Raw genomic sequence first — 12829 nt, forward strand, 5'->3', positions numbered from 1 at the left:
CCGGCACCGCTCGCATTCCGGGGCACACCCACCCTGGTCGCCCCCGGGAAACATGGTTAGGCTAGCCTTACCGAACTGTCGTGCTCAGCCCATTCGACCGACCTGCCCGCTCCCGGAGATCTCTCATGCCGACTTCCCCCGTGGACGTCCCCGCTCCGCCCGCCACCGACACGGGAGTCCGGGCCTCGGCCGGCCCCGACCGCACCGCGGAGTTCGACGGGCGCGTCGCGCTCGTCACCGGCGCGGCCCAGGGCATCGGCGCCGCGGTCGCCCGCCTGCTCACCGAGCGCGGAGCCCACGTCGTGGCCACCGACCGGCGGGCCGACGGCCCCGGGCTCGGCCTGCTGGACGTCACCGACGCCGCCGCCGTCGAGGCCGAGGTCGAGCGCGTGGAGCGCACGGTCGGCCCGATCGACATCCTGGTCAACGTCGCCGGGATCCTGCGCCCGGCCCTCGCCGTGGAGACCACCGACGAGGACTGGGCGGCCACCTTCGCCGTCAACACCACGGGGGTGTTCCACACCTGCCGGGCGGTCGGACGCCGGATGGCCGAGCGCGGCGCCGGCAGCATCGTCACCGTCGGCTCCAACGCCGCCGGGGTGCCGCGCACCACGATGGCCGCCTACGCCGCCTCCAAGGCCGCCACCGCGATGTTCGTCCGCTGCCTCGGCCTGGAGCTCGCCCGCTCGGGCGTCCGCTGCAACCTGGTCTCCCCCGGCTCGACCGACACCGAGATGCAGCGCTCCCTGTGGCGCGACGACGCCGCCGAACAGCGCGTCATCGACGGCGACCCGGCCAGCTACCGGGTCGGGATACCCCTCGGCCGGATCGCCGACCCCGAGGACATCGCCGAGGCCGTGGTGTTCCTGGCCGGCGACCGGGCCCGGCACATCACCATGCAGGACCTCTACGTCGACGGCGGCGCCACCCTGCGCGCCTGAGCCCGTCCTCTCCCCCGCACTCGATCCACCGGTCGGACGATCCACCGGGCAGAGCCGATCCCGCCTTTCCGAACGGAGCAGCATGACCACAGTGAACGAGACCGGCGGCACCACCGCGGACCACCGCGTCGGCGGTGCCCTGCTGGCCGCCTACCGCCCGGGGCCCGACCGGGCGTTCTTCGCCGGTCCGAGACGGACGCTGCTCGCCACGGGCAGCCGGGCGGCCGTCACCGATCCCGCCGAGGCCACCCGCCTGCTGCGGGAGGCGCGCACCCCGGAGCGGTCCGACCCGCTCGTGGTCGGCGCCGTCCCCTTCGCCCCCGGCCGCCCGGCCGCGCTCTTCATACCCGACCGGACCCAGTGGGCCCAGCCGGTCCACGACGACCCGCTGCTGCGGCTCGCGCCCGAGGACCGCACCGGCCCGGTCTGGACCAGCCGTGCCGTCCCGGCCCCCGAGGGCTACCGGGACGCCGTCGCCGACGCCGTCCGGATCCTCGCCGCGGACGGCGAACTCAGCAAGGTCGTCCTCGCCCGGACCCTGGAGCTGTCCACCCCCGGCGGCGCCGACCTCCCGGCCATGCTCCGCCGGCTGATCCACCGTGACCCGCACGGCTACACCTTCGCCGTACCCGGCGAAGGCAGCGCGACCCTGGTCGGCGCCAGCCCCGAGCTGCTGGTCTCCCGACGCGGCACCGCCGTGACCTCCAACCCGCTGGCCGGCTCGGCCGCGCGCAGCGACGACCCGGTGGAGGACCGGCGGCGCGCCGCCGCCCTGCTGGAGTCGCCGAAGGACCTCGCGGAGCACGCCTTCGTGGTGGACGCCGTCCGGCGCGCGCTCGAACCCCACTGCTACGACCTGGTCGTGCCCGAGCGGCCGTCGGTGATCCGCACCGCCGCGATGTGGCACCTGTCCACGGTCGTCACCGGCACCCTGCGCGACCCCGCCACCAGCGCGCTCGACCTCGCGCTCGACCTGCACCCCACGCCGGCGGTCTGCGGGACGCCGACCGACCGGGCGCGCGCGCTGATCGGTACGCTGGAGCCCTTCGACCGCGGGTTCTACACCGGGGTGGTCGGCTGGGGGGACGCCGACGGCGACGGCGAATGGGTCGTCACGCTCCGCTGCGCGGAGGCCGACGGGGACGGCCTGCGGCTGTTCGCCGGCGCCGGCGTCGTCTCGGGCTCCGTGCCGGAGCACGAACTCGCCGAGACCAGCGCGAAGTTCCGCACCTTTCTCCACGCCGCCGGACTGGGAGACGACAAGTGACCGACTGGCCCGAGGAGTACGTCCGCCGCTACCGGGCGGCCGGCTACTGGACCGACGAGCTGCTCGACGAGATGGTCCGCCGGCACGCCGCCGAGCGGCCGGGGCAAATCGCGGTCGTCGACGGGGAGCGTCGGTGGAGCTACGCCGAACTCGACCGGCGGGCCGACCGGATGGCCACCGGGCTGCTGGCCCGGGGCATCCGCCGGGGCGAGCGGATCGTCCTCCAGCTCCCCAACGTGGCCGAGTTCTACGAGGTGTTCATCGGCGCGCTGCGCGCCGGGGTGGTGCCGGTGATGGCGCTGCCCGCCCACCGGCACGCCGAGATCTCCTACTTCTGCGAGTTCGCCGGGGCCCGCGCGCTGATCGTGGCCGACCGGCACGCCGGCTTCGACTACCGGGAGATGGCCGGCCGGGTCACCGCCGCGGTGCCCGCCCTCGCCGAGGTCTTCGTGGCCGGCGACCCGGGGCCCTACACCTCGCTGGACGACCTGCGCGCCGACGAGCCCGCCCCGGTCCAGGACCCTCCCGCCGCCACCGACCTGGCCTTCCTCCAGCTCTCCGGCGGCAGCACCGGCCTGCCCAAGCTGATCCCCCGCTACCACTTCGACTACCTGTACAGCGTCCGCGAGTCCGCCGCGATCTGCGAGCTGAGCGCGGAGACCGTCTACCTCTGCGCGCTGCCCGCCGCGCACAACTTCCCGCTCAGCTCCCCCGGCAGCCTCGGTGTCTTCCACGCCGGCGGCCGGGTGGTCCTCGCCCCCGAGCCCAGCCCGGCCACCGCGCTGGCGCTGATCGAGAGCGAGCGGGTCACGCTGACCGGCGTCGTCCCGCCGCTCGCCCTCGCCTGGGCCAACGCGGCGCCCGGCGCCGGCCGGGACCTCTCCAGTCTGCGCCTGCTCCAGGTGGGCGGGGCCAAGCTCAGCGAGGAGGCCGCCCGCCGGCTCGGTCCCGCGCTCGGCTGCGCCCTCCAGCAGGTCTTCGGCATGGCCGAGGGCCTGGTGAACTACACCCGGCCCGAGGACCCGCAGGACACCGTGCTGACCACCCAGGGCCGTCCGATCTCCCCCGCCGACGAGGTGCGGGTGGTCGACGACGAGGACCGCGACCTGCCCGACGGCGCCACCGGCCACCTGCTCACCCGCGGCCCGTACACCATCCGCGGCTACTGGAACGCGCCCGAGCACAACGCCACCGCCTTCACCGGGGACGGCTTCTACCGCACCGGCGACCTGGTCCGCCGGACCGCCACCGGCCACCTGGTGGTCGAGGGCCGGGCCAAGGACCAGATCAACCGGGGCGGCGAGAAGGTCGCCGCCGAGGAGGTCGAGAACGTGCTGCTCGCCCACCCGGCCGTCCACGACGTGTCCGTGGTCGCGGTGCCCGACGAGCACCTCGGCGAACGCAGCCGGGCCTACGTGATCCTGCGCCCCGAGGCGCCCCGCCCGCGCGTGGTCGAGCTGAAGGCCTTCGTGCGCGCCCGCGGCCTGGCCGACTACAAGGTGCCCGACCTGGTCGAGTTCGTGACCGAGTTCCCGCAGACCGGCATCGGCAAGGTCAGCAAGAAGGACCTCCGCACCCCCACCTCCTGACGCTCCGCCCCGGAAGAGAGCAAGTCCAGACACCATGGCTCTGCCCACCATCGCCCCGTACGATCCCCCGCGGGTCGACCAGCTCCCCGCGCCCAAGGTCCCGTGGCGGGTCGACCCCGCCCGGGCCGTCCTGCTCGTCCACGACCTGCAGAACTACTTCCTGTCCGCGTTCCCCGCCGAGGGCCCGCCGCTGGCCCCGGCCCTCGCCCGGACCGCCCAGGTCCTGGAGTACGCCCGCGGGAACGGCGTGCCCGTCGTCTACTCGCACCAGCGCGGAGGGCAGACCCCCGAGCAGCGCGGCCTCCAACTGGACTTCTGGGGGCCCGGGTTGCCCGCCGACGCGTGGGCGCAGGCCGTCCCGGAGGCGGTCGCCCCGGCCGAGGGCGACACCCTGCTGCTCAAGTGGAAGTACAGCGCCTTCGCCCGCACCGAACTGGCCGACATCCTGGCCCGGTCCGGCCGCGACCAGCTGGTGCTGGTCGGCGTCTACGCCCACATCGGCGTGCTGATGACGGCGGCCGACGCCTGGAGCCGCGACATCCAGGCCTTCGTGGTGGCCGACGCCACCGCCGACTTCTCCGCCGAGAAGCACCTGGAGGGCCTGCGCTGGGCCGCCGAGAAGTGCGCCGTCGTGCTGACCACCGACCAGCTCCTGGAGGCCTCGTGACCGCGCCCGAGGAGTCCGGGCGGCTCTACGCCGACCACGTGACGCTGCGCTACGGCGACCGCGCCATCGCGACCGACCTGTCGATCGGCGTGCCGGACGGCTCCTTCACCGTCATCGTCGGCCCCAACGCCTGCGGCAAGTCCACCCTGCTGCGGGCGTTCGCCAGGCTGCTCAAGCCGGCCGCCGGCCGGGTCCTGCTGGACGGCGAGCAGATCAGCGCGCTGCCCTCGAAGGAACTCGCCCGCCGGCTGGGCCTGCTCCCGCAGAGCTCCACCGCGCCCGACGGCATCACCGTGGCCGACCTGGTCTCCCGCGGGCGCTACCCGCACCAGGGGCTGTTCCGGCAGTGGTCCAGGGAGGACGACCGGGTGGTCGCGGAGTCGATGGCGGCCACCAACGTCGACACCCTCGCCGCCCGCTTCGTCGACGAGCTCTCCGGCGGCCAGCGCCAGCGGGTCTGGCTGGCGATGGCCATCGCCCAGCAGACCCCGCTGCTGCTGCTCGACGAGCCGACCACCTTCCTCGACATCGCCCACCAGGTCGAGGTCCTCGACCTGTGCGCCCGGCTGCACGGGGAGCAGGACCGCACCCTCGTCGCGGTGCTCCACGACCTCAACCAGGCCGCCCGCTACGCCAGTCACCTGATCGCCATGCGGGACGGCGCGGTGGTGGCCCAGGGCCCGCCCGGCGAGATCGTCACCGCCGAACTGGTCGAGAAGGTCTTCGACCTGCCCTGCCAGGTGATCGAGGACCCGCAGACCGGTACCCCGCTGGTGGTCCCGATGGCACCCGGACACCGGTCGAGGACCAGGTGAGCCGCACCGGTACCGGAACCCTGCCGGTACGGCGGGCGACGGCGGCCGACGCGGCGGCGCTCTTCGCGCTCTCCGAGCCGTCCATGGTCTCGGGTGAGCTGCGCCGCCGCCGGCCGGCCGACTACCGCTCGCCGGAGGACCGCTTCCTCCTGGTCGACGGCCCGTCCGGACCGGACGGCTGCGTGGCGCTGCGGCTGCTCGCCCCCGAGCTCCCGGCCCACCCCGCCCCCGGGCTGGTGCACAACTTCTGCGTCCGCGAGGGCCTGCGCGGCGCGGGCCTCGGCTCGCAGCTCCTGGACGCCCTGCTGGACGAGGCCGGGCGGCACGGGGTGCGCACCCTCGTCACCGCCAGCACCGGCGGCGGAGCGCTCTTCCGCCGTTACGGCTTCGAGGAGATCCCGGCCGCGCTCGCACCGCGGGCCTGGGCCGACCGGCTGGACCCGGCCCGCCGCTCCCTGGTCTTCCTCAGGACGCTGGAGGGCTGAGACCGCCGCCGGACAGCCGAAGTCCCCGGGCCCGTGATCGGGCCCGGGGACTTCGGCTGTCCGGGGTCAGCCGCGCGAGGCCCGCCACTGACCGGCGATCAGCCAGACCAGGTAGCAGCCGCCCACCACGCCGGTGAACACACCGACCGGCAGCTGGGTGGGGGCGAGCAGGCGCTGCGCCGCCAGGTCGCTGACGGCCAGCAGCACCGCGCCCAGCAGCGCGGAGCCCACCAGGTTGGGGCCGGTGGCCCGGGTCAGCCGGCGGACGGCCTGCGGGGCGATCAGCGCCACGAACGGGACCGGGCCGGCCGCGGCGGTGGCGGCGGCCGTCAGCGCGACGCCGATCAGCACCAGCCAGATCCGCACCCGCTCGGTGCGCACCCCGAGCGAGGAGGCCGCGTCGTCGCCCATCTCCAGCATCCGCAGCGGGCGGCCGAGCAGCACCGCCGCCGGCAGCAGGACGGCCAGCGCGAGCGCCATCGGCCCGCAGTGCTCCCAGCCGCGGGCGTTGAGGCTGCCGGTCAGCCAGACCGCCGCGCTCTGCGCGTCGCTGAACGAGGCCCGGGCGATCAGGTAGGCGTTGAGCGAGGAGAGCAGCGAGCTGACCCCGATGCCGACCAGCACCAGCCGGTAGCCCTGGGTGCCGCCGCGCCGGGCCAGCAGGTAGACCAGGAACGCGGTGACCAGCCCGCCCACCACGGCGCCGAAGGCGACGGTGGCGGCGCTGCCGCCGATCACCAGGATCACCGCCAGCGCCCCGGTGGCCGAGCCGACCGTGAAGCCGATGACGTCCGGGCTTCCCAGCGGGTTGCGGGCGAGCGTCTGGAAGAGCGCGCCGGCCAGGCCGAGCGCGGCGCCCACCAGCAGGGCGGTCAGCAGCCGCGGCAGCCGCACCTCCATGACGATGTAGCGGTCCGCGCGGACGCCGCCGCCGGTGAGCACGTCGATCACGTCGGAGACCGGCAGCGGGTAGTCACCGGCCGTCAGCAGCCAGGCGCAGACGCCGAGCAGCGCGAGCACCAGCAGCCCGCCGACCACCGTCGCCCGGCGGTGCCAGCGCAGCGAGCGCCCGCCGGGCAGCCGCAGCGCCCGCAGCGGGACGGGGGGCCGGGCGGCGGGGCCGTCCGGTCCGGTCACGACGGGTGGGGCGGGCCGGGAGACCGTCAGGGGGCTGTTCACAGTTGGGCGATCCTTCGGCCGCGGACGAGGGCGATGAAGAGCGGCGCGCCGATGAAGGCGGTGACCACGCCGGCCTGGAGCTCCGCCGGGTGCAGGAGCACCCGGCCGAGGATGTCCGCGCCGACCAGCAGCACCGGGGCCAGGACCGCCGAGAGCAGCATGATCCAGCGCTGGTCCGGGCCGCAGACGTGGCGGGCGAGGTGCGGAACGGCCAGGCCGACGAAGGCGATCGGGCCGACCGCCGCGGTGGCGGCGCCGCACAGCAGCGTGACGGCGACCAGGCTGAACACCCGGGTGCGGGCCGGGTGGGCGCCCAGCGCGTGCCCGGCGTCGTCGCCGAGGGCGAGGGCGTTCAACGGACGGCCCAGCAGCAGGGCGAGCGCTCCGCCGGCCGCCAGGAACGGCAGCACCTGGCCGAGCACCGCGGAGTCGACGCCGGCCAGCGTGCCGACCTGCCAGAACCGGAACCGGTTGAGGGTCAGCGGATCGAGCAGGATCAGGCCGTTGACGAAGGCGGTCAGCACGGCGGTGACGGCGGTTCCGGCCAGCGCGAGGCGCGCGGGGGTCGCCGAGGCCCGGCCGCCGCCACCGAGGATCTGCACCACCAGGGCCGCGACGGCGGCGCCCGCCAGGGCGAACCAGATGTAGGAGTGGAAGCTCCGCAGGTCGAACAGGGCCGTCCCGGCCGCGACGGCCGCGGCGGCGCCGCCGTTGACGCCGAGCAGGCCGGGGTCGGCCAGCGGGTTGCGGGTGAGCGCCTGCATCATCGCGCCGGCGACGCCGAGGGCGGCTCCGACGGCGATGCCGAGCAGCGTGCGCGGGATCCGCGCGTGGTGCACCACGATCCAGTCCTCGGACGTGGGCTCGTGGTGGAACAGGACGTGCAGGACCTGGCCGGGCGGGATGTAACGGGCGCCGATCGCGATGCCCGCGAGGGCGAGCAGGGCCAGCAGCACCAGTGCTCCGAGGAGCCAGGCCAGCCGTCGGCCGGTGCCGATCCGCCCGGGCGGGGTGGTCTTCGCCCCGGCCGCGGCGCGCGGCGCAGTGGCGGTCGTCATGCGTGCTCGTGCTCGCCCTCGTGGTGGTCGTGGTTGGCGACGCCACGCTTCCAGTAGCCGTCCACGTCGACCTGGTGGCGGTCCAGGTCGCGCTCCGCCCGCAGGTGACGGCGGATCGGCTTGAGCGCGTTGGCCTCACCCGCGACCCAGGCGAAGCCCAGGCCGGGCGGCAGCTGCGCCGCGCGGACGGCCCGCTCCAGCAGGTCGGTGCTGCCGGCCGGGGCGTCGCCGCGGTGCAGCCAGGTGACGGTCGCGTCGGTGGCGGTCTCGAAGACCTGCTCGTGCTCGGGCCCGGGCACCTCGGCGAAGGCGATCACCTTGACGCCGGCGGGGAGCATCTCCAGCCAGCGGCCGAGCGCCGGGATGGCGGTCTCCTCGGCCGCGAGCAGGTACCAGTCGTGGACGAAGGGGATCTCCTCCGACCCGCGCGGGCCCAGGACGCCCAGCCGCATGCCGGGTTCGGCGGCCTCGGCCCAGCTGGAGCCGACGCCGGTGCCGTGCAGCACCATGTCGATGTCGAGCTCCTGCTCGGCCCGCCGGTAGTGGCGCACGGTGTAGTCGCGGGTGATCGGCTCGACCGGGGCGTCCATCCAGGTGTCGTTCTCGACCACCGGCGCGACCGGCAGGGCGGCCCCGTCCTCGGCGAAGCAGAGCTTCACGTGGTCGGTCGGGGCCTGCTCGCAGAAACCTTCGAGGTCGGGACCGCCGAAGGTGACCCGCACCGTGCCGGGCGTGACCCGGGTGACCCGCCGGACTTCCAGCAGGCGGTACTTCAGCGGGTGGCGAACGATCCGCATGCGCGGCGGCGCGGTTTCCGTGGTCATCGGTCAGCCCAATCCGGTGGGAGGTGTGCGCAGGCCGGGAGGCGCGGGTGCCGCCCCCCGGTGAACGGGGAGCGGCACCAGCACTCACTTCCGATTAGGTTAGCCTAACCTCGTATTGTCAGACCAGTCGCGTCGCCCCGATCGCCAGCCCACCTGCCGGTTCGTCACCGACCAGGTGACCGCCGTCCAGCCGGACGACGCGGGGCAGCCGCGCGATGGTGGCCGGCCGGTGCGCGATCACGATCAGCGTGCAGTCCGCCCGCAGCTCGTCCAGGGCGTGCTCGAGCCGGGCCGCGGTGGCCGGGTCGATGTCGGCCGTCGCCTCGTCGAGGACCAGGACGGCCGGGTCGGCCAGCACCGCGCGGACCAGGCCGAGGATCTGCCGCTCCCCCGCCGACAGATTGCCGCCGCGCAGCCCGACCTCCGCGTCCAGACCGCCCGGCAGTTCGGCGAGCCAGGCCCGCAGGCCCAGCTGGTCGACCGTCCGCTCGATGGCCGCGCGGTCCGGTGCGCCCTGGACCAGGGCCAGGTTCTCGGCCACCGTGCCGGTGACCATCCGCACCTCCTGCGGCACCAGCACGATCCGGCGGCGCAGCTCCGCCTCGGGCACGGCCGCGAGGTCGGTGCCGGCGAAGCTGACGGTGCCGGAGTCCGGGTGGTAGAGGCCGCAGAGCAGCTTGGACAGCGTGGTCTTCCCGGAGCCGGTCTCGCCGACGACCCCGGTGCGGCTCCCCTCGGGGAAGTCCAGGCTGATTCCGTGCAGGGTGCGGCCGTCCGCCCGGTAGGCGTACTCGACGCCCTCGCAGCGCAGGTCGCCCCGGGCCGGCAGGGCGGCGGCCGTCTTCGGGCGGTCCGCGGGGGCGGTCGCCGCCAGCAGGTCCAGCAGCCGGGCCAGGCCGGTGCGCGCCGTCTGCACCTCGCCGACCAGCTGCGAGAGGTCGGCGAAGGAGTCGAAGAGGTTGCGGCTGGCGAGCACGAAGACGACCACGGCGTCGATGGTCAGGGTGCCCCGCACGACCAGCCAGCCACCGACCAGCAGCAGCACCACGAGGGCCAGACCCTCGATCAGGCTCACCAGGTCGATCCGGTTCTCCACCCGCAGCGCCCGGCGGGCGGCGTGCACCGCCCGGGTGTTCTCGCCGTCGAAGCGGCGCGTCCACCCGGCCAGGCCGCGCGAGGTCTGGAGGGCCTCACGGGCGGTCAGGGTCTCGGAGAAGGTGGCCGCGACGGTGGCCTCCGCGCCGGCCTTGGCGCCGAAGGCCGCACCGGCGTCGCGCTGGAACCAGCGGGTGACCAGCAGGGTCAGCGGGACGAAGACGACCAGCTGGACGAGGAGCAGCACCCAGGAGTACCAGGCCAGCATCACCAGGGTGAAGACCAGGGTCGCCACCGAGGCGACCAGGCTGCGCAGGTGCAGCCGGACGAACGCGGCCAGCGCGGCGACCTCGCCGGTCGAGCGGCGCAGCAGCTCGCCGCTGCGGTGGGTCTCCAGGAAGCGCAGCGGCGCGGTCGCCAGGTTCTCCACGCACTGCTCGCGCAGGGTGCGGACGACCTGCTCGCCGCCCTGGATCAGCAGCAGTTCGCCGACCCGGGCCAGCACCAGCTGGCCGACCGCGAACACGGCGAGCAGCAGGACGGCCAGGCCGAGGCCGCCGCGGTCCTCGTGGTCGAGCGCGTAGGCGGCCACGCCGACCAGCGGGGCGACGGCGACCAGCGCGGCGGAGTCGGCGAGGCCGACCAGCAGCGCGACGACGAGCCGGGCCCGGTGCGGGCGCAGGTACGGCGCCGCCCGGCGCAGCACCCCCCGGTGGTCCGCCTCGTCCTGGAGCAGGGGCTGCTCAGCCATGGGCCGCCTCCGCGGTGGTCGCAGTCATGGCGCTCTCGGGCCTTTCGGTCGGGTCGGCTCCGGGGGTGCCGGGGGTCGTCGTGGCGGTGTCGTCGGACGCCTGGGAGCGCAGCCGGACCACCCGGTCGGCGGCCTCCAGGACGGCGCCGCGGTGCGAGGCGAAGACGACCGTGCGGCCGGCGGCCCAGCCGCGCAGCCGTTCCAGCACGAGCTTCTCGGTCGTGGTGTCCAGCGCGGAGGTCGAGTCGTCCAGCAGCAGCACCCTGGGGTCGCCGAGCAGGGCGCGGGCGATCGCCAGCCGCTGGACCTGGCCGCCGGAGAGGGCGGTGCCGCCCTCGCCCAGCTCGGTCAGGTAGCCGTCGGGCATCGCGGTGAGCTGGTCGTGGATGCCGGCGGTCCGACAGGCCTCGTGCAGCGCCGCGTCGTCGAACTCGCGGCCGAGCCGGAGGTTGTCGGCGACGGTGCCGGAGAGCAGGACCGGCCGCTGGGACACGTAGGCGATCCGCGAGCGGACCTCGTCCAGCCGGACGTCGCGCAGGTCGACGCCGCCGTAGGAGACGGTTCCGGCGTCCGGGTCGTCGAGGCGGACGGCGAGGCGCAGCAGGGTGCTCTTGCCGGAGCCGGTGGCGCCTTCCAGGGCGACGAACTCGCCGTCCCCGACCGCCAGGTCGACCGGGCCGAGCACGGTCCGGCCGTCCCGGACGGCGGTGGCGCCGGCCAGCACCAGGGTGCCGGCGGCGGGCAGGTCCACGGCCCGGTCGGGGGCGGGTTCGGCGACCACCGGGCGGATGCACAGGGCCTCGTCGATCCGGGCGGCCGCGACGTCGGCCTGGCCGCGCTCCAGCAGACGGTCCACCAGGACCCGGGTGGCGAGGGTGATGATCGCCATCCAGGAGGTGTAGGCGACCAGGTCGCCGATGGAGAGCCGCTTGTCGAGGACGGCCAGGCCGCCGATGCCGACGCCGGCCGCGACGGCGAGCCGGGGGACGAACGGCGCCACGGCCGCCCAGCCGGCCTCCACCCGGGCGGCGACGACGGTCCGGTCGGTGACGTCGGCGCTGGCGGTGTGGTGGCGGTCGACCAGGGGCCGGTGGCCGCCGGTGCCGCGCAGGCCGGTGCCCACCTGGAGCAGGTCGGCGACGGCGTCGGCGCGTTCGCTGTGGGCCCGGGAGAGCTCACCGCTGGCGGCGGCGAACCGCTTGGGGAAGTGGAGGTTGACCCAGACCAGGAACGGCAGGGTCGCGAGGGTGACCAGCAGCAGGGTCAGGTCGAGGGCGGCGAGGGCGGGCAGGAGGACCACGAAGGTGGTGGCCAGCACCACCCAGACGGCCAGGCCGTGCACCCACTCGCGGACCAGGTCGGTGTCGCGGGTCGCGCGCATGGCGAGGTCGCCGTGCCCGCGCGAGGCGAGCGCGGCCCGGTCCAGGCCGGAGAGGTGGCGCAGCAGTCGGCCCCTCAGGTCGGCGCCCACCTTGGCATCGGCGTAGCCGGCCCAGTACTGCCAGCCGTAGAGGCCGACGAACTGGACCGCGGCGGCGCCGGCGGCGGCGCCGGACCAGAGCAGCAGGGCCCCGCCGTCGCCGGGCTTGATGCCCTCGTCCAGGGCCTGGCTGACGCACCACGGCACGGCCAGGAGGGCGATCTGGCGGATCGCCGCCGCCACCATCGCCGCGGCCACCGTGGCCCGGTGGGGCCGCAGGGAGCTTCGCAGCAGGGCGCGGGCCCGACGGCGGCGCTCCGGGGAGAGTGCTCCGGGCGCCAGGTCCTCGTCCGCGAGTTCCTCGGCCGTCAGGCCGTCCTGGGGCCCCGCGGCGGGTTCCGTCTGTCGGTTGCTCACATCGCTCACTCGATCGCTCGCCCGTCTGGTCACTGATTCGAATACGGGGCGGGGGGACGGCCCGGTCGGGCCGTCCCCCCTGTGGTGGGTCAGACGCCGGCGGCGGCCGTACGGGCGACCAGGCCGGCCGGGCGCATGTCCGTCCAGTTGGCGTCCACGTAGGCGGTGCACGCCTCACGGCTGTCCTCGCCGTGCACGACCGTCCAGCCGGCCGGGATCTCGGCGAAGGCGGGCCAGAGGGAGTGCTGGTTCTCCGCGTTGACGAGCACGAAGTAACGGGCGTCGTCGTCCTCGAACGGGTTGGTGGCGCTCATGTCGTCT

Annotated in this window: 12 protein-coding genes; 6 read left to right on the forward strand and 6 right to left on the reverse strand. The window is 75.2% G+C overall.

All coding sequences use genetic code 11. The features are described 5' to 3' along the window. Positions 1 to 125: 125 nt before the first annotated feature. The 6 genes from dhbA to ACZ4UX_RS10725 all read left to right on the forward strand — a co-directional run bounded on the left by dhbA (position 126) and on the right by ACZ4UX_RS10725 (position 5764). Positions 126 to 941 (forward strand): 2,3-dihydro-2,3-dihydroxybenzoate dehydrogenase, encoded by an 816-nt coding sequence (gene dhbA, locus ACZ4UX_RS10700; protein ID WP_465706352.1) that lies wholly within the window; start codon positions 126 to 128, stop codon positions 939 to 941. An 82-nt stretch (positions 942 to 1023) separates the two neighbouring features. Next, complete coding sequence (locus ACZ4UX_RS10705) at positions 1024 to 2208, forward strand: isochorismate synthase (RefSeq protein WP_465706353.1); 1185 nt, start codon at positions 1024 to 1026, stop codon at positions 2206 to 2208. Further along, positions 2205 to 3797 carry a (2,3-dihydroxybenzoyl)adenylate synthase gene (locus ACZ4UX_RS10710; protein WP_465706354.1) on the forward strand — a complete coding sequence of 531 codons (1593 nt, stop codon included), beginning with the start codon at positions 2205 to 2207 and terminating at the stop codon, positions 3795 to 3797. Before ACZ4UX_RS10705 ends, ACZ4UX_RS10710 begins: the two co-directional genes overlap by 4 nt. A gap of 34 nt (positions 3798 to 3831) precedes the next feature. Beyond that, a complete protein-coding gene (locus tag ACZ4UX_RS10715) occupies positions 3832 to 4464 on the forward strand; it encodes an isochorismatase family protein (RefSeq protein ID WP_329491528.1) in 633 nt (210 codons plus the stop codon). Next, on the forward strand, positions 4461 to 5279 hold the full coding sequence (locus tag ACZ4UX_RS10720; protein ID WP_465706355.1) for an ABC transporter ATP-binding protein: 819 nt from the start codon (positions 4461 to 4463) through the stop codon (positions 5277 to 5279). Before ACZ4UX_RS10715 ends, ACZ4UX_RS10720 begins: the two co-directional genes overlap by 4 nt. Then, positions 5276 to 5764 (forward strand): GNAT family N-acetyltransferase, encoded by a 489-nt coding sequence (locus tag ACZ4UX_RS10725; RefSeq protein ID WP_465607821.1) that lies wholly within the window; start codon positions 5276 to 5278, stop codon positions 5762 to 5764. The genes ACZ4UX_RS10720 and ACZ4UX_RS10725 overlap by 4 nt, the downstream gene beginning before the upstream one ends. Positions 5765 to 5830: 66 nt before the next feature. Here the strand turns inward: ACZ4UX_RS10725 and ACZ4UX_RS10730 are convergent, their stop codons facing one another. The 6 genes from ACZ4UX_RS10730 to ACZ4UX_RS10755 all read right to left on the reverse strand — a co-directional run bounded on the left by ACZ4UX_RS10730 (position 5831) and on the right by ACZ4UX_RS10755 (position 12822). Then, positions 5831 to 6943: a FecCD family ABC transporter permease gene (locus ACZ4UX_RS10730; protein ID WP_465706356.1), complete on the reverse strand. Its 1113-nt coding sequence runs from the start codon at positions 6941 to 6943 to the stop codon at positions 5831 to 5833. Further along, on the reverse strand, positions 6940 to 8001 hold the full coding sequence (locus ACZ4UX_RS10735) for a FecCD family ABC transporter permease (RefSeq protein ID WP_465706357.1): 1062 nt from the start codon (positions 7999 to 8001) through the stop codon (positions 6940 to 6942). Before ACZ4UX_RS10735 ends, ACZ4UX_RS10730 begins: the two co-directional genes overlap by 4 nt. Next, the gene (locus ACZ4UX_RS10740) at positions 7998 to 8825 is read right to left on the reverse strand and encodes a siderophore-interacting protein (RefSeq protein WP_465706358.1); all 828 of its coding nucleotides are present in this window, start codon (positions 8823 to 8825) and stop codon (positions 7998 to 8000) included. The genes ACZ4UX_RS10735 and ACZ4UX_RS10740 overlap by 4 nt, the downstream gene beginning before the upstream one ends. Before the next feature lie 118 nt (positions 8826 to 8943). Continuing rightward, positions 8944 to 10671, reverse strand: coding sequence for an ABC transporter ATP-binding protein (locus tag ACZ4UX_RS10745; RefSeq protein WP_465706359.1), 1728 nt, complete (start codon positions 10669 to 10671; stop codon positions 8944 to 8946). Then, complete coding sequence (locus ACZ4UX_RS10750) at positions 10664 to 12508, reverse strand: ABC transporter ATP-binding protein (RefSeq protein ID WP_465706360.1); 1845 nt, start codon at positions 12506 to 12508, stop codon at positions 10664 to 10666. Before ACZ4UX_RS10750 ends, ACZ4UX_RS10745 begins: the two co-directional genes overlap by 8 nt. 89 nt (positions 12509 to 12597) lie before the next feature. Then, entirely contained in the window at positions 12598 to 12822 is a 225-nt protein-coding gene (locus tag ACZ4UX_RS10755; protein WP_329491520.1) for an MbtH family protein, read from the reverse strand. Between the last annotated feature and the right edge of the window lie 7 nt (positions 12823 to 12829).

It is taken from the genome of Kitasatospora sp. NPDC028961 (genome assembly GCF_055564815.1).